The organism is Pseudoalteromonas sp. SCSIO 43201 (assembly GCF_023716725.1).
GTDB lineage: Bacteria > Pseudomonadota > Gammaproteobacteria > Enterobacterales > Alteromonadaceae > Pseudoalteromonas > Pseudoalteromonas peptidolytica.
This window is the reverse complement of the sequence record NZ_CP072683.1, coordinates 1,978,846-1,997,945: the sequence shown is the minus strand read 5'-3', so window position 1 is coordinate 1,997,945 and position 19,100 is coordinate 1,978,846. Positions and strand designations below refer to the sequence as shown.

Sequence of the window (19,100 nt, the reverse complement as noted above, 5' to 3'; positions counted from 1 at the left end):
CCAAAACAGAGCGGTTAAATTAAATAAGTCATTATAATTTATCTTAAAAAAGACACTGCGGTGTCTTTTTTTATTTGCGGTAGGTCGTGTAAAAACTGAGACCATCAGCAGTGAATAAATGCAACGAGCTGAGATATAATCCAGTTAAGATAGAAGAGGTATAATCATTTTGAAGTGGCAATCACTGGTTGATAACAGGCAGAGGTTTTTCTGGGTATTACAAATAGCCGGCTGGTTGGGTTATGCGCTGGTGAATTACATTGGCTCGAAAGTATTTGAAATGCGCGACATCTATGTATTTGTTATTGCATTAAATGCTTATGCCGGTTGTTTGATGACAGTACCACTGCGTTATTTGTATCGTAAGATATGGAACGCCTCTCCAGTTGTCTTAATCTTGGTCGTATTTACTGCATCATATTTAACCGGAACGCTCTGGGCTGTGGTGCAAAAATTCAATCATTGGGAAATATACCGTCATGGTTATCGACCCGATGAATGGTTTTATTATTTGCAGCAAGGTCTAGACTCCGTCTATATCGTTTTATGCTGGAGCGGACTATACTTCGGTATAAAGTACTATCAATTATTACAAAGTGAGAGACAAAAGGCACTAAAAGCCAATACGATGGCTCATGAAGCACAACTAAAAATGCTTCGGTATCAGCTTAATCCTCACTTCCTCTTCAATACACTCAACGCAATCTCAACACTTATTCTCGTTGAAGAGAATAAAGATGCAAATCAAATGGTATCAAGGCTTAGTGACTTTTTGAGACACACCTTAAATACAGATCCGATCAAAAAAGTACCACTAGAGCAAGAGTTACATGCGTTAACGTTATACCTTGAAATTGAGAAAGTACGCTTTGATGAAAGGTTGTCAATTGAGTTAGATGTAACAGAAGAGGCAGAACAAGCGCTAGTGCCAAGTTTAATTTTACAGCCATTGATTGAGAACAGCATCAAGTATGCTATTGCACATATTGAACATGGCGGCAAAATTGAGATTAAAGCACAGGTTTTTGCCAATGAGCTACTCTTGGAAGTAGGTGATAACGGTCCAGGCGCAGAGTTGGAAGATGGGCAGTTGAAAAGTGCACAAGGAGTGGGTTTAGCGAATACCAAAGATCGCCTAAAAACATTATATGAAAACAATTACTCGTTTGTGCTGTCAAACAATGAGCCTTCGGGTTTAAAGGTAAACATTCGCGTGCCATACGAAAGGGCGAAGAAGTAATGAACAAAATTAGAACATTAATCGTAGATGATGAACCGCTAGCCAGAAAAGGCTTGGCGGTAAGGTTAAGAGATTTTCCTGAAATTGAAATTGTAGAATTATGTGGCAGTGGCCAACAGGCTATTGATTTATGTAAGTCTGAGGACATAGATCTAGTCTTTCTTGATATTCAAATGCCAAACATGAATGGCTTTGAAGTAGCGAGGGCCTTGAGTGAAAGTGTCAAACCATTGCCTGCTATCGTTTTTGTAACTGCGTTTGATCAATATGCTGTCAAAGCATTTGAGATCCATGCGTTAGATTACATTTTAAAACCCGTTGATGACAACAGATTAAAACAGGCGGTGGAAAAAGTGCAAAGCTATTTAAAAACACAACAAGACAATGCGCATAAGAAAAAGCTAGCCAGCTTTGTTGCAGGGATCACAGGTAACAATTGTGAAGAAATCCTAAAGAAGTTAGCGACAGGGGATACAATCGAAGATAAAAAATTCCCTGAGTCACTTGCGGTAAAAGAGCAAGGAGAGATCATTCGTGTTTCTACCGGCTCAATTCAGTGGGTGGATGCTGCTGGAGATTACATGTGCCTACATTGTAGTGATGGTCAAACACACATCTTACGAAAAACAATGAAGGATTTAGAGCAAGAATTGGACCCAACATTATTCGTACGCGTGCATCGCTCTGCTATCGTAAACACTAAACAAATTAGTAAGCTAGTAACCCAGAGCAGTGGTGAATACTTGTTGGTGCTTGAAAATGGTCAAGAGCTAAAAGTAAGCAGAAGCTACAGAGATAAAGTGAAGGCAGCATTAGCAAGCTAATACCAATTAATCTTAATACTTGCTCAGTTAGAAGAAGCTATTGTGGCGCTACAAGCGATAAAATGTCTTATTTAGAGCAACTTGTTGATAACAAAGCTTTGCTCGGTTTTAAGCTAAACGTTCTGCCTCACATTAGGCAGTTTGGTTTTATTAAAGTGTTACAACAAGAGAATGGTATAAAATAACGCCAAGTGATTAGCGCTGTTTCCTCATTTTATTATCGATACAGCTTTTACGCGCACTCACACGGGCGAAATAACAGAACTAGGTAGCGTGGCTACCCAGTTCGTTGTGGTTTTTATACTGTAATAATTTTTAGTGTATTACTTGCACCGATAGTTTCCATTTTATCGCCATGGGTAATGATAACTGTGTCGCCTTTTTCTAAAGATCCTGCTGCAACAAGAGTGTCTAGTGCTTCTCTAACCGCACTATCATCAGAACATTGGGTAGAGTCAAACCTTACCGGATAAACGCCACGATACAACGAGGCTTGACCGAGTGTGGATTGATGGCGAGACAGGGCATAAATTGGTAAACCGGAACTAATACGTGACATTAATTTCGCAGTATTGCCGGATTCCGTTAATGCAACAATGGCTTTTACTGAGTCTAAGTGGTTAGCTGCATACATGGCCGAAAGCGCAATGGTTTCGCAAGTGTCTGCAAAGCGACTATCTAGACGGTGTTTAGAAATGTGAATTTGTGGTTGCGACTCAGCGCCTAAACAAACGCGAGCCATCGCTGCAACTGTTTGCTCTGGGTAATCTCCCGCAGCTGTTTCTGCAGAGAGCATAACCGCGTCTGTGCCGTCCAATACAGCATTTGCTACGTCCATCACCTCAGCACGGGTTGGCATTGGGTTGTCAATCATCGATTCCATCATTTGTGTTGCTGTAATGACAGTACGGTTTAATGAACGAGCACGGCTGATAATTTGTTTCTGTTTACCCACAAGCGCAGCGTCGCCAATTTCGACCCCTAAGTCGCCACGTGCGACCATCACCGCATCAGAAGCAAGCACAATGTCATCAATTGCTTCAACAGTTTCAACAGCTTCTGCACGCTCTATTTTTGCTAACAATTGCGCATTAGAGCCTGCTTTTTCAGCTAAGCTTCTGACATAACGCATGTCATCACCGCTTCGAGGGAAAGATACTGCAATGTAGTCAACACCGATTTCCGTTGCCGTGATTAAATCTTCTTTGTCTTTATCCGTGAATGCCGGTGCCGTTAACCCACCACCTAAACGGTTAATACCCTTATTATTAGATAGCACACCACCTACTTTGACGCTGGTATGGACTAAGTGACCTTGCACTTGCTCAACAACCAGTTGGATCAGACCATCGTTTAACAATAACAAATCACCTTGCTTTACATCATTTGGTAGCTCTTTGTAATCTATACCAACAGCTTCAACATGACCCTGTCCAGGTTCCATTTTTGCGTCTAGAGTAAACTTTGCACCCACTTCTAAAAATACTTTACCTTCTTTGAAGGTTGAAACACGGATTTTAGGTCCTTGCAAATCAGCTAGGATAGCGACATTCACACCTAAGCGTTGAGATATTTCGCGTACCGCTTCAGCTCTGTTTTTGTGATCCTGAGCAACGCCGTGTGAAAAGTTTAGTCTGACTACGTTGGTGCCGGCACGAATTATTTTTTCTAAATTATTATCTCTATCAGTTGCGGGCCCCAGAGTTGCAACGATTTTAGTGCGTCTAAGCATCAGATTCTCCTGTAAGCTTATCAAGGTAAGCAAAAACTTATGAATGTGTTAAAAATAAATTAAACTTGCTGTCTTTTTACACATCACACATTGTGAAACCATTATTTAACTAACTTGAGCATAAAGAATTATGCAAATACCCTTTTTAACACTCTCATTAAGTTATATGATCTATATGTCATCATTATGACACCGGTGTCAGTGGGCGTCAATCTCGAATATTTTACCTTTTAATGATAAGAGAATATTTGTGATTAATCACAAATAGTGGTGAATGCGCGCCGCTGTCACTATATTGCTATACAGTGAATTGTGTTAGCTGTCATATTTTTGTAACTGATAAGTAGCCAGCGAATAGTGTGTCTCGCTGGTCAATCATGGTTGCTAAGGTATAATGCACATACACGAACGCATAAAGTTTTGATGTTACCGAGGAGGAAACTAAATGCAGGTTGCATTAGTTGGTTTGGGTGTGATGGGTAAAAACCTCGCGCTAAATCTAATAGAGAAGGGGATGACCTTAGTCGCATATGACAAGAACCCCGAAGTAGGTGCGGAATTATTAAGTTGCGCACAGTCGTTAGGTATGGCGGAGCGCTTACACATAGTGTCTGATCTCGGTGATATGATCAGAAGGCTTGAGACTCCTCGCTCGATTTTATTACTGGTTCCAGCAGGTGAATTAGTAGATAAAGTTTGTAGCGACTTGGTTGAAGCCGGGGTTGAGAAAGAAGATATCATTGTGGATTGTGGTAATAGTAACTACAAAGATGGTATTGCTCGTAAGTTGAAATATCAAAATAAATTTGAGTTTGCCACCATGGGGATCTCTGGCGGAGCTGAAGGGGCGCGTCACGGTCCTGCGATGATGGCGAGTGGCTCTGAAGGCGGATGGGAACGTATCGAACCTTGGTTTGAGAAAGTTGCGGCAAGCTACAATAACGAGTCATGTTTTGCTCGCGTGGGTCAATCTGCAAGTGGCCATTTTGTAAAAATGGTACATAACGGCATTGAATATGCGTTAATGCAGCTGATTGCTGAAGTGTATCAACTACTTCGTCATGGTACTGGCCGCTCACCGAAAGAAGTCGCTGAAATTTTTGAGTCATGGTCAGAGGGTAACCTAAATAGCTACCTACTCGCTATTTCGAGTCATATTCTCAGCCTCGAAACAGAACAGGGCGAGTCACTAGTTGACCTTATAGATAACAAAGTAGGTGCTAAAGGTACTGGCCTTTGGACAGCACAAAATGCGTTAGAATTAGGGATTGCCGTCCCATCTTTGGTCGCAGCGGTGCAAGCTCGCCATTTAACTAATACGATAGATACGCCAGCGGCCAAAGAAATGACGTATGCTGCCAAATCTACCGAGTCGGTTGAAGTTGATTTAGACGAATTGAAACAAGCATTCTATTTCGCGAGCTTGCTATGCTATCGTCAAGGCCTTGCATTAATTAAAGGTGCGTCACGAGCTCACCAATGGAAAGTCGACTTAAATAAGACACTTCAAACCTGGCGCGCCGGTTGTATCATTCGTGCCGACTACCTAGATGATGTTGCTCAGGGTGTTGAGTTTATCGATTCATTAGAGGAGCCAGCACTGGCACTTCGTCGCACTACCGGTAAAGCGATTGCAACAGGTTTATCTTTCCCTGTGCTTGCTGCGACGCAAACATACATTGCGACGTTGAGCACTCCAAGCAATGGTCACTTAGTACAAGCACAACGTGATTACTTTGGTGAACATGGCGTTAAGACGCACAGTGGTGAAACGTGTCACCTCACTGATCTTGTCGAGATTGATGCAAAAGTAAGATAGTCACGTCGACACTAGAAATGACAAAGCCGCAGTATCCACTTGCGGCTTTTTACTTTTCTTTTCTTCTATCTTTCTTTACCTAGTGAGTTCACCACGCAGGCTATCTTGCATAAGGTGGCGGATAGTTTCTATTTCGAGCTTTTGGCTGAATAGATAATGTAGTTTTGTTAAGCATGCTTCCAAAGTCATATCATAACCACTGATCACTCCACAATTGAGTAAAGCGTTGCCAGTAGCGTAGCCGCCCATATTCACTTTACCTTGGATACACTGAGTTAGATTAATGATCACCCCTCCGCTGTCACTTATTGCCTTAAGCTCACTTAAAAAGTGCTCGTCTTGTGGCGCATTTCCAACACCAAAGCTCAATAATATCAATGCCTTCATTTGACCTTTCATGAGGTTCTTAAGGATCTCAGTTGAAATTCCGGGATAAAGGTGCATCACAGCGATAGGTTGTGGGGAAATCTGGGTTACTTGCAAACTTTGCTCAACATAAGGGCTGAGCTTTCCTTCTAGTAGCTGTATGTTGATCCCCGCTTGCGCTAAGGGTGATAAGTTTGGAGACGCAAAGGCATCAAACCCGTCAGCATGAGCTTTTATTGCTCGGTTACCACGATACAACTTATTATTGAAAAATAAGCTAACTTCCGCAATGGGATAATTAGCCGCTAAGTACATGGCATTTAGCAGGTTTACTTGACCATCCGAACGAAGTTGAGATAGTGGTATTTGTGAGCCGGTTACAATCACAGGCTTGGTCAGATTCTCAAACATGAAAGACAGCGCTGAAGCGGTATACGCCATTGTGTCTGTGCCATGTAGTACGACAAAGCCGTCGTAATCCTGATACTTTGATTGGATATCATCAGCAATTAGTTGCCAATGATGGGGAGACATATCAGATGAGTCAATTAAAGGACTGTATTCGTGAATATCAAAAAGTGGCATCTCATCGCGTGTAAACTCAGCGTTATTCTTCACCGTATCGGTAAGGTAGCCGGCAACAGGAACATAACCACGACTCGATTGCTTCATACCAATAGTACCGCCGGTATAAGCAATGTATATTTTTTTTCTTTTCATAAATAAGCCCAGAATAAAATCTGGGCTTATTATAGCAATTGTGTATCCGCAATTGCAGTCTTATTCAGGGTTATTCAGCCGATACATTACATACTAAACACAGGGTATAAACATGATTTGGGTCATTTAATTGACCGAGTACTTTGCTCTGAGCTTCTAGTGTATGACTTATATCATCTAGTGCGTTTAACGCTGTTTTTGCAAATATCGATTGCTCAGGCATAATGGCGTCAACAGCACTTTGTACTATCGTAGCACCAAATAACTGTTGCACTAGCTTTTCCTGCTCAGTTAGCGCTTGTTCTATGGTGATAACATCATACATCTCCAAGTTTGCAAGACTGGCTGCTGCGTTAATGGCATCATTCTTATTGCCTAACTTGTCAATGAGACCAAAATTTAGCGCTTGAGTTGCAAGCCATACACGGCCTTGCGCTACTTCATCAACCGCTGATTTCTCAAGGTTTCGTTCAGTTGCAACCATAGAGATAAACTTGTCATAGGCATCTTCAACGCCCATTTGAATAAGATGTTTATAATTACTTTCAATTCCTCTAAATGGTGATTGACCTTTTAGCTCTGTCGTTGCTACACCATCTGAATAAATACCAAGTGAATTAGCCGCGTTTTCGAAAGTCATTATCATGCCAAAAACGCCAATTGACCCAGTAATTGTGCTCGGCGAGGCCCAAATTTCATTCGCTGAGGCCGCAATCCAATAGCCACCTGAAGCCGCAACTGAGCCCATAGATGCGACAACGGGTTTACCTGCCGCTTTTAATGCTAATACTTCATTACGAATCGTTTCTGAAGCAAACATACTGCCGCCGCCAGAATCTATCCTTAAAACAACCGCTTTTACTTTATCGTTTAGACGCGCTCTTTTGAGCAGTGCAGCTGTTGAATCTCCGCCTATGGCACCAGCCTTACGTTTACCATCGGATATTTGACCTTTAGCAACGATCACTGCAACTTTTTCTGTAAATGGATTTTCAGCAAATTCTTTTGGTGGCAGTGTTGACAGATACTGTTCAAAGGACACTTGCTTGAACGATTTGCCTTTAGCATCTAGCCCCACTTCATCAATCAACTTTTGTACGAACTGTTGATCTGTAACCAGTTCATCCACCCATTGGTTATCAATTGCATATTTAGCAGAGTCGCCTTGTGCAGCTTCCATTTTATCCGTCAATGCAGCGAATGTTTCATCAAAATTTGTGACATCGAAACCTCGGTTCTCAGCCACTTCTGATTTGTATTGACTCCAAAGTGGTGTTATCCAACCAAGGTTAGATTGTTTTGCTTCTGGTGACATATCACTGCGGATGAAAGGCTCAACGGCAGATTTATAGGTACCAACACGGAAAATATGCTGAGTCACTTTTAGCTTATCTAGGGCTTCTTTGAAATAAAGAGGGTACATGCCAAAACCGGTGATGTTGACACCACCGTATGGGTGTAAGGTTACTTGATCAGCAATAGAGGCTAAATAATATTGTGCTTGAGTGTAATATGCACCGTGAGCATAGATCTTTTTGCCTGCAGCTTTAAATTTTACCAGCGCATCTCTAATGTCGCGGAGTTTATCTAAATGTGCGCTGTGCATGCGTTGTAAGTCTAGGTACATTGCATATATTTGTTGGTCTTGCGTTGCCTTGTTGACTACGTCAATTATATCATCAAGTAAAATCTCACCAGGTTGCTCTGAGTCACCAAACTTGCCGCTTATTGCCGCTTCAAACGGATCGACATAGGTTAGTTGCTCTACAATGATGCCATTTAGATCTAAGCGTAAGACACTTTTATCTTCCACTTGGACTTGGTCTTCACCGGATATAATATTAATCACAATGGCAATCAGAATGAATAAGAACAACAGATTTAAAATCAATCGTCTAGAAAAGTTCAAGGTGGCCCATATGCCTTTAAAAATATTCGCTATCAGTTTCAAATCGATCCCTTATGCTTAACATCAATAAAACACTATTTATTTATCATATATCAGAGTCGGTTTCATAGATAATAGAAAAACGTAACTAAGTATTTTCATGCGTGAAATATCAGCAATGAGTCTAGGTTCGTTAATTTCTTTCTGTTTAAGACTTGCCAAATAATAAAAAAACGTTAATGTTCACAGGTAAGACCAGTTTTGTGGGGCGGCAAATGTTAGAAAAAGAACTAAAACTTAAACATACAAGTTTGCGAAATCGCTTGGTGATGGGATCGATGCACACCGGGCTTGAAGAAGGTTGGCACAATCGAAAGCGCTTAGCTGCGTTCTATGAAGCACGTGCAAAAGGAGGGGTGGGGTTAATTATCACTGGTGGCTATAGTCCAAATTTACGCGGTAAATTGACGCCCATTTCGTCTTCTTTTAACTCGCGGTATGATGTGATAAAGCATAAAGCATACACCAACGTGGTTCACCAAAATGGTGGAAAAATTTGCTTACAACTACTGCATGCAGGAAGATACGCTTACCACCCTTTTAATACAGCACCAAGTGCAATCAAAGCACCAATAAATCCTTATACGCCAAAAGCGATGAGCTTGGGCGCTATTAAAAGTACCATTAAAGATTTTGCACAGTCAGCAAAGCTAGCTGAGAAGGCCGGATATGATGGTGTCGAAATCATGGGCTCTGAAGGGTATTTAATTAACGAATTCATGGCGAATCACACCAATAAACGTACTGACGAATACGGTGGTAGTCTAGAAAATAGAATGCGTTTGGCGACTGACATCGTAAAAGCGGTGAGGGCGAAGGTGAGCGATAAGTTTATTATCGTATTTCGTTTGTCAGTGATGGATCTAATCCCAAATGGTTCGACAGCAGAAGAAGTTACGCTTCAGGCAAAAGCGCTAGTGTCTGCCGGTGTTGATATTCTTAATACTGGAATTGGTTGGCATGAAGCTAGAGTTCCTACAATTGCTTCAATGGTACCACCAGGCGCGTATCGAGAAGCGTCAAATAGGTTAAAACAGGTTGTTGACATACCCGTTGTGGCCGTCAATCGAATAAATACCCCGACGCTAGCAAATGATATTTTAGCTAAAGGCGACGCTGATCTTATTTCTATGGCGCGTCCATTGCTTGCTGATCCTGAGTTTTTCAATAAGTACCAAGCACAACGTGAAGAGCAAATTAATATTTGTATCGGTTGTAACCAAGGCTGCTTAGATCATGTATTTAAAGGGCAACGGGCTACTTGTTTAGTTAATCCTCAAGCAGGGTTTGAGCTGGATTACCCGTTAGAAGAAGCAACTACAAAGAAAAAGGTATTAGTGGTGGGAGCTGGCCCCGCTGGATTATCAGTGAGTTATTATTTGGCTAAAAAGGGACACCAAGTTAAGCTCATTGATAGGGGAAGCGAACTAGGTGGACAATTTAACCTAGCGATGCGTATACCTGGAAAAGAAGACTTTCAACACACGCTAAAATACTATGTGAGCGAAATTAACCGCCTTGGAGTAGAGCTTTGTCTAAACACATCTTATGAATTGTCTATGGCAGATGCTTTTGATGATGTCGTTTTTGCAACTGGTGTAAGTCCACGAATGTCCAAAATCGAATGTGCTGATGGGCGTCGCGTGTTTGCCTATGATGAAGTGATTAAAGGAGAAGTAGAACTCGGTGATAAAATCGCGATTTTAGGTGCGGGTGGTATTGGTTTTGATATGGTTGCCTATCTGACAGAACCGCGAGAGCAATCTATTTCAGACTTTAAGGCACAGTGGGGTATCGAATGCGATCCTAAACCATCCCAAGAGCAAAAAACAATTTATATGTTAAAGCGTTCAGCTGGTCGCTTTGGTAAAGATTTAGGCAAAACCACAGGTTGGATCCACAGAGCGGTTGCAAAGCACCATAACGTTAAACAAATTGCACAAAGTGAGTACATTCGTTTTGATGGTCAAGGGCTGACTATCAAAGTCGCAGACGATGAGCAGATACTTGACGTTGATACTGTTATTGCATGTATCGGCCAAGTATCCAACGATACATTGTTTGATAAAGAAACATTGCCAGAAAACCATCATGTTATTGGTGGAGCGAAACTTGCTGCTGCAATCGATGCAAAACGAGCGATAGCTGAAGCTCTTCAGGTCGCGAGAAAAATTTAATGTAATAACCCTAAGAATTAGGCGGTCTATACTGATATTGTAACTATCAACTATGGACTGCCTATCTTATGCTTGTAAACCTGCTAAAGTTTTATAACAACACTAAACTAACGTTGGAACACTTCTCAGGGCTTGCCCCTTTACTCATCCGATTACTCCTCGCACCAGTGATGATTATCGCTGGGTACAATAAACTAAACTTTAAGCACCAAGACATCGAACTTTACCAAAAACTGCTTCCAGACCCTGGTGTAGTAGAGTGGTTTGGTAATAGTGAATGGGGGTTGGGGCTGCCTGTTCCTGACTTATTAGCATTTATGGCTGCTTGGACTGAATTTTTAGGTGGTTGGCTGATTTTGGTTGGCTTATTAACCCGTTTAGTCACGATCCCGCTAATGATAACTATGGTGGTTGCAGCAGTAACAGTGCACCTTGATAACGGCTGGTTTTCAGTTGCGCCATCAAACCCTGATACCAGTGCAGCTAAGGTTGTACACTGGTTGGGTGTTGAGCAGGCAAAAAATAGTTTAGATAATAGCCTAGAGGTAAAACAGAGGTTAGACATAATCAAAGGGTTGGTTGCAGAGCATGGGCGGCCGGATTACCTATACGAAAAAGGAAACATAGTCATATTGAACAATGGCATCGAATTTGCCGCTACCTATTTTGTGTTGTTACTGTCGCTATTTTTTATGGGGGGAGGACGTTACGTCAGTATCGACTATTGGTTGAAACTGCTAATGAGCAGCCAATCAAAAAGTATACAGTATCGATGATCATATAAAACAAAGCACTGTAAACTTAAGCGTGCTGCATAGTCGCAGGCGCTTTGAAATGGTAGACTAAGCGCATATTAATGATACCGATTTTGAAGGTACAATACGGAACGAACTAATGGACGCAATAGAATTACTTTTGACACGTCAATCAGATAGCAATCTTTCTTATCCAGGACCAAACCCAGAGCAACTAGAGATAATTAAAAAAGCTGCTTTGAAGGTACCAGATCATGGTGGCCTTACGCCGTTTAGGTTTATTGTGGTCGAAGAGCAAGGTCGTGAAAAGCTGGGTGATATTTATTATCAAGCAGCTATAAAGGAGCAGCAAGAACAAAGAGTCATAGATAGGGCGAAGGCGCTACCTCAGCGTGCGCCAATGCTTATTATTGCTGTTTCACCGTATCAAGAACACCCTAAAGTTCCTCGTATTGAACAGATCCAAAGCGCAGGTTGTAGTGTTTTAGCGATGCAGCAAGCTGCCTTTGCACAAGGTTTATCAGGTGTATGGAGAACCGGTTATTTTGCGCAGAGTGTGGAAGTTAAAAAGCAACTAGGACTGGATGAAAAAGATGAGATTGTTGGCTATTTATACTTAGGTAAGCCAACAGTGTTATGTACAAAGCCAGTTAGACACAAGCCAGAAGACTTTTTCAGTAGTTTATAAGGGATCCCCCAATGGCATTACATGTAATTGACCACCCGTTGGTTCAACATAAACTTGGGTTACTTCGAGAGCAGGGAGTATCGACCAAGAATTTTCGTGAGATTGTATCAGAAGTTGGAAACTTACTGACTTATGAAGCAACTAAAGACTTAACACTCGGTGATGAGATAGTCTCTGCTTGGGACGGCAAACAGTTGACTGTGAAGCGTCTTGCTGGCAAAAAGATTACACTAGTACCTATTTTGCGAGCTGGTCTTGGTATGCTTGATGGCATATTACAACTTATTCCAGCTGCTAAGGTAAGTGTTGTCGGCCTGCAAAGAAATGAAGAGACATTAGAGCCAGTACCATATTTTGAAAAATTGGTGGGTAATATAGATGCTAGACTCTCACTAGTGATAGACCCAATGTTAGCAACAGGTGGGTCTCTAGTCGCCACAATAGATATGCTTAAGAAAGCAGGGTGCAAGGAAATCCGAGCGATTGTGCTTGTTGCTGCACCTGAGGGCGTAAAATTAGTTGAGGCAGCACATCCAGATGTTGAGATATATACCGCATCGCTAGACAGCCATCTTGATGAAAAGGGGTATATTGTTCCTGGGCTTGGTGATGCTGGTGATAAAATTTTTGGTACTAGAGCATAATACCAATTTGACTTAATACTTGCTCAATTTGAAGGAATAAATCTGACGCTAACAACGTTAAAATTTTGCTATTTAGAACAACTAAATAGCAAAATTTTTGCCTTGCCTACACGGATGTAGGTACCTTGGCGATAGCAGGACGCGGTAGCGGAGTTATCGACAAGATTTTCTCACCTCAAAATAGACCACTTAATTAAGCAAATTGGTATAACATCAACATACGTTAATACTTGCTCAACGTGAGGGAGTTGTCCACTTCCCTTAACATGAGACATGTTTAATTAGAGTTTTCTGTAATACCACAAAAAGGAGACAACGATGAAAAAGTCACGTTTTACAGAATCTCAGATCATAGCTGTGCTCAAAGAAACCGATGCGGGTATGAAGGTTGAAGAAGTGTGCCGCAAGCATGGGATCAGTAGCGCCACTTACTACAACTGGAAAGCTAAATATGGCGGTATGGAAGCGTCAGATGTTAAGCGCCTGAAAGAGCTCGAAGAAGAGAATGCCAAGCTTAAAAAGATGTACGCAGATGTCAATTTGGAAAATCATGCGATAAAGGAGTTATTCGCAAAAAAGGGTTGGTGACAGCGCAGAAGCGAAGTTGCGCCAGCACACTGGTTCAAGCGGGTATAAGTATTTTAAAAGCGTGCAAGTTTGTCGGTATTGGTCGCGCTACCTACTACCGCCCAGAACGAGACTGGCGAAAGGCTGACGCAGCTGTCATTGATGCCATCAATGCAGAATTAAAAAAGTCCCCCAGAGCTGGATTCTGGAAATGCTATGGGCGTCTTCGTTTTAAAGGTTATCCGTTTAACCATAAGCGCGTTTATCGGGTGTATTGCCAAATGGGTTTGAACTTAAAGCGTAGAGTGAAACGCGTGTTGCCAAAACGAGTTGCACAGCTATTAGATGTTGTCGCTCAAGCTAATCATCAGTGGGCCTTAGATTTTATGCATGATTCTTTATACTGCGGAAAACGATTCAGAACGTTCAATATTGTTGATGAAGGCACTCGTGAGTGCTTAGCGATTGAAGTAGATACCTCATTACCAGCAGAACGAGTTGTTCGAACGCTTGAACAATTGAAAGCAGAGCGCGGTTTACCGAAACAAATTCGAGTAGATAACGGGCCTGAATTAATCTCAGCACGTTTAACTGATTGGTGCGAAGCGCATAACATCGAATTAGTTTATATCCAGCCAGGGAAGCCACAGCAAAACGGGTTTGTTGAGCGGTTTAATGGCTCATTTAGACGAGAATTTTTAGATGCTTACTTGTTTGAAAGTATCAATCAAGTAAAAGAAATGGTGTGGTTCTGGCGATTAGATTACAACGAAGAACGCACACATGAAAGCCTTGGTAACCTGCCGCCCGCAGCTTACCGAGCAAAGTTGGAAAACTCTAGTTTACAGGTGTCTCACTAACGGGGGAGTGGACAGAGTAGTTTCAAATTCTTGAATGGTTGAGCAGTAAGACACGTGATTAGCTAATAAAAAAGCTACCCGAGAAGGTAGCTTTTTGGTTTCTATAAAAGAAAGGAACTGTTAAAAGTAGCCTCTGATCCCAAGCTTAATATTGCGACCAGGCAATGGTGCCTGCTCTTTGATAAATGAGCTATGCACATAACCCAATTCATCCGTTAGGTTGTCTAGGTTCAGATAACCAACCATATCATTGCCCATCAACTCAAAGTCATAATTTAACGAGACATCAACCATAGTATAGCCTTTAGTTTCGCTCTCATAGCGGGCAAAATTGTCTTGGTCAAAATAATGAGTAACGGTAAAGTTTGCCGTTAAATTTTCATAACGGTGCTCGTAATCCACACCTAGTTTATTACTAGGAATACGAGGTAAGTATTCGTCATTATCTAATTTAGCTGTGATTGAATCACCAAAAACTTTGACTCGGGCGAAGCGATTAAGCTTATAGTGAGCATCAAACTCAAGGCCATATAACTTTGCATCGCTACTTTCAAATTTAAATACTGGGATTGCGTCATCATGAGCGTGATCTGCGACTTCTAGCCCATGTTCAGCAGTAAAAATGTAATCAGTCAGTGCTTGATAATAGAAGTTTTCTATATCGTTGTAGAAGAAATTAACCGTATAGCCAAAATCACCAGAAAACTTTCTGAAACTAACATCTAGATTAGTTGATGTTTCCTGTTCAATATCTTGTGGTTCAAAATGTAAATGATCGCCCTCAAGTTCATAGCCTAAGCCAAGCTCATAAGTGCTTGTAGCGATATGAATACCATTTGAAAGTAGCTCGGCTGTTAAAGGTGCACGCTCTGAGCGTGATAATGAAACAGCAACATTGCTACCTGCTGTATAGTCATATACACCGCCGACAGAAACACTCAAGTTTGTCATATCAAGATCATAAGCTATGAATCCAGTTTCTATCTCACTATCATGATGGTCATGGTCATGGTCATGGTCATGGTCATGGTCATCTTCTAATGAATCACCTTTGCTAGAAAGCTGATAATCTTCGACTCTTGCACCAAGTTCTAATGTAAAATCACCGAAACGGCGTTCTTCAAGAATATAGAAAGCGTGAGTTTTAGTTTGAGTTGAAGGCGTAAATGCTTCTTCACCATTTGCTGAATAATCACTGTCAGAAAAATGATAGCCTACGGTGCCATGCCACTCACCCAAGCGGTGCTCTGCAGTTAAACGCAGCTCTGTAGTATCATTTTCAAATACTGTGCCAATATTACCATGTTCGATCTCAGCATGTTCATAATCAGTGTAGCCTACACGTAATCCTATTGATTCTAGCCAATCGCTGTGTACCGCATAGTTGATAAGACCTTGCCAACGGTCTTGCTTAACTCGGGCAAAGACTGATTCTTCTGCATGGGTCTCTTCACTCTCATGATCATCATGTGCTTCGTGGTCATGATCATCATGCGCTTCGTGGTCATGGTCATCATGCGCGTGGTCATGGCCAACATGCGAGTGTGCAGGGATCCCATAGTCAGTATCAATACGGCCGTAAGACAAACCAAGAGTGAGGTGATCGCCAACGTAACTTGTACCAAAGTTAAATTGCTCTGAATCGATGAAAGTGTTATCTACTTTATTCGCATATTCGACTTCATGTGATTCACTTTCGTGTTCGTGTTCGTGTTCGTGTTCGTGTTCGTGTTCGTCATGTGACTCATGATCGTCGTGCGGTTGTGCAAAATTAGGCGTTTCATAATCGCCGCCTTTGCGCTTAACACCATCAAAGTGGAAATTAAAACCATCAAACCCTGACTCAAGTAATACGGCAAATGTGTTGGTATTCGAATTGGTGTCATGGCTGTAATCCGCAGCGCCTTGCAAGCTATCTATGACATCTGTAGGAATACGATTATCTACAACGTTAACTACGCCACCAATAGCACCAGAGCCGTAAAGCAATGTTGCAGGTCCTCTGAGTACTTCTATTTGTTGCGCTGCCAGTGAGTCATTGGTATTTGCGTGATCAGGGCCGACTCTTGAAGCATCGCTGCTGTCTAGGCCATTTTGTGTGATTTTGACACGAGGTCCATCTAAGCCTCTAATAATTGGGCTTGAGCTAACTGGGCCAAAGTAACTGGCGTTAATACCCGGTTGACCTTTTAATGTTTCCCCTAGTGTGGGCTTAGCACGGTTTTTTAATTCATCACCACTTAATACACTAACAGGAGAGGTCATCTCCATACTATTTTTGTGTAATGCCGATGAATAAACAACGATACTCTCAACTGATGTTGGCTCAAGTTGTACACGTACAAACCCTTGTTGTTCAGTGATATTAACGCGGTTGTCTAAATAGTTTGGTTTTGTAATGTGTAATTGAGCATCAGAGTCTACTTCAATTGTAAATTGCCCATTTTTGTCAGATTTGACGGTTTTACTTTTACCATGGAGGTGAACGGTCGCATTACTTAGAGGCTGATTGTTGGCATCAACGACTTTTCCGGTTAATTGTCCTGCGTAGGCCTGAGAAGTGCCTAGTAACGAGAATAACGCGCTGGCGATAAGAGACTGCTTAAACATATTTATTTTACCACGAGTTAGATTATTTACTGAACGAGTGAGCCCTTTAGGCAATAGAGTTATAATATAACACTACAGTTTAGGTGGATCAATAACGTTATACTATAACTTAGTTATTGTTGAAATTAATATAGGTACTATAGTTAGTAGATGCGCATAACTAGGCATGCCATGATGAACAAACCATTTGTATTCAAAGCAAGAATTAAAGTTGCTGATTTATTTCATCACAGTCATCATGAAGAAGCATTTACAGCAGCCATGTTGTCAAAAGAGAGCTGTAAACACTTTGCTATTAAACTTATTGGGATCTGTGCGTTGTCGTTTAACAAACCGGTGAAATGGAGTAAACAGGAAAGAAAAAACTGGCCCGATGTCTGGATAGTTAATGATAATAATGACGTTGAGGTTGCACTTTTTATTGGCAATTTTGAAGTAGCTGAAATTACTAAGTATGAAAAACTATTTCCTAAGGTTGTTATTTTCTGCCTAGAAGGTCAGCAGTGGTTTGATGCACGCAAATCACAGCTTGAATTTATTGACTCACTCTCTGTATTTAATATTCCTGAGCGATTTATTGATGAGCTTAGCGATATGTTGACTCGAAGCTTGCATTGGGATGTAATATTTGAGACCAATGCGGTAAGCGTCACAGATGGCGAACACTACATTCGAACACCGGTGACAAAATTAATGTAATCGCAGTAAATTATATTACTCTGGCAATTCAATTGTGATGTCACTGAGCGGTTTACTGCAACATAACAGGATCTCGCCTTCGCGGACAAACGCTAATGGTTCATTGGAATATTGCGTGCTTCCATTTAGCAATTTTGCACGGCAAGCGCCACAAAACCCTTCTCGACATTGGTAAGACACTTGGATATTGGCGTTTTCTAAAGTCTCTAATATTGAACATGAAGAAGCCACATATTTCAGTGGCTCCTCAATATTATTAACCTGAATGAGGTATATTGGCTTTTCAACCATTACAAATCGAAATCGCCAAAGTCAGCAGCGTCTACTTCTGAATCAATCTGACCAACTAGATAAGAGCTTATTTCTGCTTCTTGTGGTGCAACCTGTACGTTATCTGATACTAACCAAGCGTTGATCCAAGGGATCGGGTTTGACTTGGTCTCAAACTTTGAAGGTAAACCAACAGCGGTCATACGAATATTGGTTATGTACTCGACATATTGACACAAGATATCTTTATTCAGACCGATCATAGAGCCGTCTTTAAATAAGTACTCGGCCCATTCTTTTTCCTGTTCAGCGGCCTCTACAAACATCTTGATTGCTTCTTCGCGACATTGGGCCGCAACAATGGACATCTCAGGATCGTCTTTACCTTCTTGCATAATATTTAAAATATGCTGAGTACCTGAAAGGTGAAGGGCTTCGTCGCGCGCAATTAATTTGATGATTTTGGCATTACCTTCCATTAACTCACGCTCTGCAAAAGCAAATGAACATGCAAAGCTGACATAAAAACGTATTGCTTCTAGGATGTTAACGGACATGATGCAAAGGTATAGTAGCTTTTTAAGCTCGAACAGATTGATGACAACCGTTTTACCATTTATCTCATGCTTGCCTTCACCATACTGGTTATACAGGCTAACTTTTTCAATGAGTTCATCATAATACTTGGTAACCGCATCTGCACGTTCAACGATTTTGTCATTGCCAACAATATCATCGAATATAATCTCAGGGTTTTGTGTAACGTTACGAATAATGTGCGTGTAAGAGCGGCTATGTATCGTTTCACTGAAAGCCCATGTCTCTATCCACGTTTCTAGCTCAGGGATAGAAACGATGGGTAACAGCGCAACATTTGGCGAGCGACCTTGAACACTGTCTAACAACGTCTGATATTTAAGATTGCTAAGGAAAATGTGTCTTTCATGCTCAGGAAGAGCCTGAAAATCAAGTCTGTCTTTACTTACATCAACCTCTTCAGGGCGCCAAAAGAAAGAAAGTTGCTTTTCAATGAGCTTTTCGAAAATCGGGTACTTTTGCTGGTCGTAGCGAGATACGTTAACTGTCTGTCCGAAAAACATCGGCTCTTTTAGTTGATCGTTATGATTTCTGCTAAACGTTGAATATGCCATAAATGTGTTACTCAATACCTAAAAAAGCGG

15 protein-coding genes are annotated in these 19,100 nt (G+C 41.4%); 9 read left to right on the top strand and 6 right to left on the bottom strand.

Annotation, left to right across the window (positions count from 1 at the left end; all coding sequences use genetic code 11):
- Positions 1 to 169: 169 nt before the first annotated feature.
- Positions 170 to 1,240, top strand: coding sequence for a sensor histidine kinase (locus J8Z24_RS08615; protein ID WP_128732816.1), 1,071 nt, complete (start codon positions 170 to 172; stop codon positions 1,238 to 1,240).
- Positions 1,240 to 2,064 (top strand): LytR/AlgR family response regulator transcription factor, encoded by an 825-nt coding sequence (locus tag J8Z24_RS08610; protein WP_125253959.1) that lies wholly within the window; start codon positions 1,240 to 1,242, stop codon positions 2,062 to 2,064. The genes J8Z24_RS08615 and J8Z24_RS08610 overlap by 1 nt, the downstream gene beginning before the upstream one ends.
- Before the next feature lie 298 nt (positions 2,065 to 2,362).
- Here the strand turns inward: J8Z24_RS08610 and pyk are convergent, their stop codons facing one another.
- On the bottom strand, positions 2,363 to 3,796 hold the full coding sequence (pyk, locus tag J8Z24_RS08605) for a pyruvate kinase (protein WP_128732817.1): 1,434 nt from the start codon (positions 3,794 to 3,796) through the stop codon (positions 2,363 to 2,365).
- A gap of 445 nt (positions 3,797 to 4,241) precedes the next feature.
- Here pyk and gnd point away from each other — a divergent pair, with 445 nt between their 5' ends.
- Entirely contained in the window at positions 4,242 to 5,615 is a 1,374-nt protein-coding gene (gene gnd / locus J8Z24_RS08600) for an NADP-dependent phosphogluconate dehydrogenase (RefSeq protein ID WP_252094529.1), read from the top strand.
- Between the two features lie 75 nt (positions 5,616 to 5,690).
- On the opposite strand, the gene ansA is transcribed toward gnd, so the two are convergent.
- Complete coding sequence (gene ansA, locus J8Z24_RS08595; protein WP_128732819.1) at positions 5,691 to 6,701, bottom strand: asparaginase; 1,011 nt, start codon at positions 6,699 to 6,701, stop codon at positions 5,691 to 5,693.
- 70 nt (positions 6,702 to 6,771) lie between these two features.
- Positions 6,772 to 8,652, bottom strand: coding sequence for a signal peptide peptidase SppA (gene sppA, locus J8Z24_RS08590; protein WP_252094528.1), 1,881 nt, complete (start codon positions 8,650 to 8,652; stop codon positions 6,772 to 6,774).
- 212 nt (positions 8,653 to 8,864) lie between these two features.
- Here sppA and J8Z24_RS08585 point away from each other — a divergent pair, with 212 nt between their 5' ends.
- The 5 genes from J8Z24_RS08585 to J8Z24_RS08565 all read left to right on the top strand — a co-directional run bounded on the left by J8Z24_RS08585 (position 8,865) and on the right by J8Z24_RS08565 (position 14,340).
- Positions 8,865 to 10,826, top strand: a complete 1,962-nt coding sequence (locus tag J8Z24_RS08585) for an FAD-dependent oxidoreductase (protein WP_176031766.1) — start codon at positions 8,865 to 8,867, stop codon at positions 10,824 to 10,826.
- A 68-nt stretch (positions 10,827 to 10,894) separates the two neighbouring features.
- On the top strand, positions 10,895 to 11,602 hold the full coding sequence (locus J8Z24_RS08580) for an HvfX family Cu-binding RiPP maturation protein (RefSeq protein ID WP_252094527.1): 708 nt from the start codon (positions 10,895 to 10,897) through the stop codon (positions 11,600 to 11,602).
- A gap of 118 nt (positions 11,603 to 11,720) precedes the next feature.
- The gene (locus J8Z24_RS08575) at positions 11,721 to 12,269 is read left to right on the top strand and encodes an NAD(P)H nitroreductase (protein WP_252094526.1); all 549 of its coding nucleotides are present in this window, start codon (positions 11,721 to 11,723) and stop codon (positions 12,267 to 12,269) included.
- 11 nt (positions 12,270 to 12,280) lie between these two features.
- Entirely contained in the window at positions 12,281 to 12,913 is a 633-nt protein-coding gene (gene upp / locus J8Z24_RS08570; protein WP_147390041.1) for a uracil phosphoribosyltransferase, read from the top strand.
- A 318-nt stretch (positions 12,914 to 13,231) separates the two neighbouring features.
- Positions 13,232 to 14,340, top strand: a protein-coding gene (locus J8Z24_RS08565) for an IS3 family transposase (protein ID WP_252094525.1) whose coding sequence is annotated in 2 segments (ribosomal slippage) — positions 13,232 to 13,478 and positions 13,478 to 14,340 — 1,110 coding nt in all. Because the reading frame shifts where the segments join, the coding sequence is not laid out codon by codon here.
- Positions 14,341 to 14,460: 120 nt separating this feature from the next.
- On the opposite strand, the gene J8Z24_RS08560 is transcribed toward J8Z24_RS08565, so the two are convergent.
- Positions 14,461 to 16,950 carry a TonB-dependent receptor gene (locus tag J8Z24_RS08560; protein ID WP_252094524.1) on the bottom strand — a complete coding sequence of 830 codons (2,490 nt, stop codon included), beginning with the start codon at positions 16,948 to 16,950 and terminating at the stop codon, positions 14,461 to 14,463.
- Positions 16,951 to 17,121: 171 nt separating this feature from the next.
- Here J8Z24_RS08560 and J8Z24_RS08555 point away from each other — a divergent pair, with 171 nt between their 5' ends.
- Complete coding sequence (locus tag J8Z24_RS08555) at positions 17,122 to 17,649, top strand: YaeQ family protein (protein WP_225740698.1); 528 nt, start codon at positions 17,122 to 17,124, stop codon at positions 17,647 to 17,649.
- Between the two features lie 15 nt (positions 17,650 to 17,664).
- On the opposite strand, the gene yfaE is transcribed toward J8Z24_RS08555, so the two are convergent.
- Both yfaE and nrdB read right to left on the bottom strand, forming a co-directional pair.
- The gene (yfaE, locus tag J8Z24_RS08550; protein ID WP_128730585.1) at positions 17,665 to 17,940 is read right to left on the bottom strand and encodes a class I ribonucleotide reductase maintenance protein YfaE; all 276 of its coding nucleotides are present in this window, start codon (positions 17,938 to 17,940) and stop codon (positions 17,665 to 17,667) included.
- Entirely contained in the window at positions 17,940 to 19,070 is a 1,131-nt protein-coding gene (nrdB, locus tag J8Z24_RS08545) for a class Ia ribonucleoside-diphosphate reductase subunit beta (RefSeq protein ID WP_128730586.1), read from the bottom strand. Before nrdB ends, yfaE begins: the two co-directional genes overlap by 1 nt.
- Between the last annotated feature and the right edge of the window lie 30 nt (positions 19,071 to 19,100).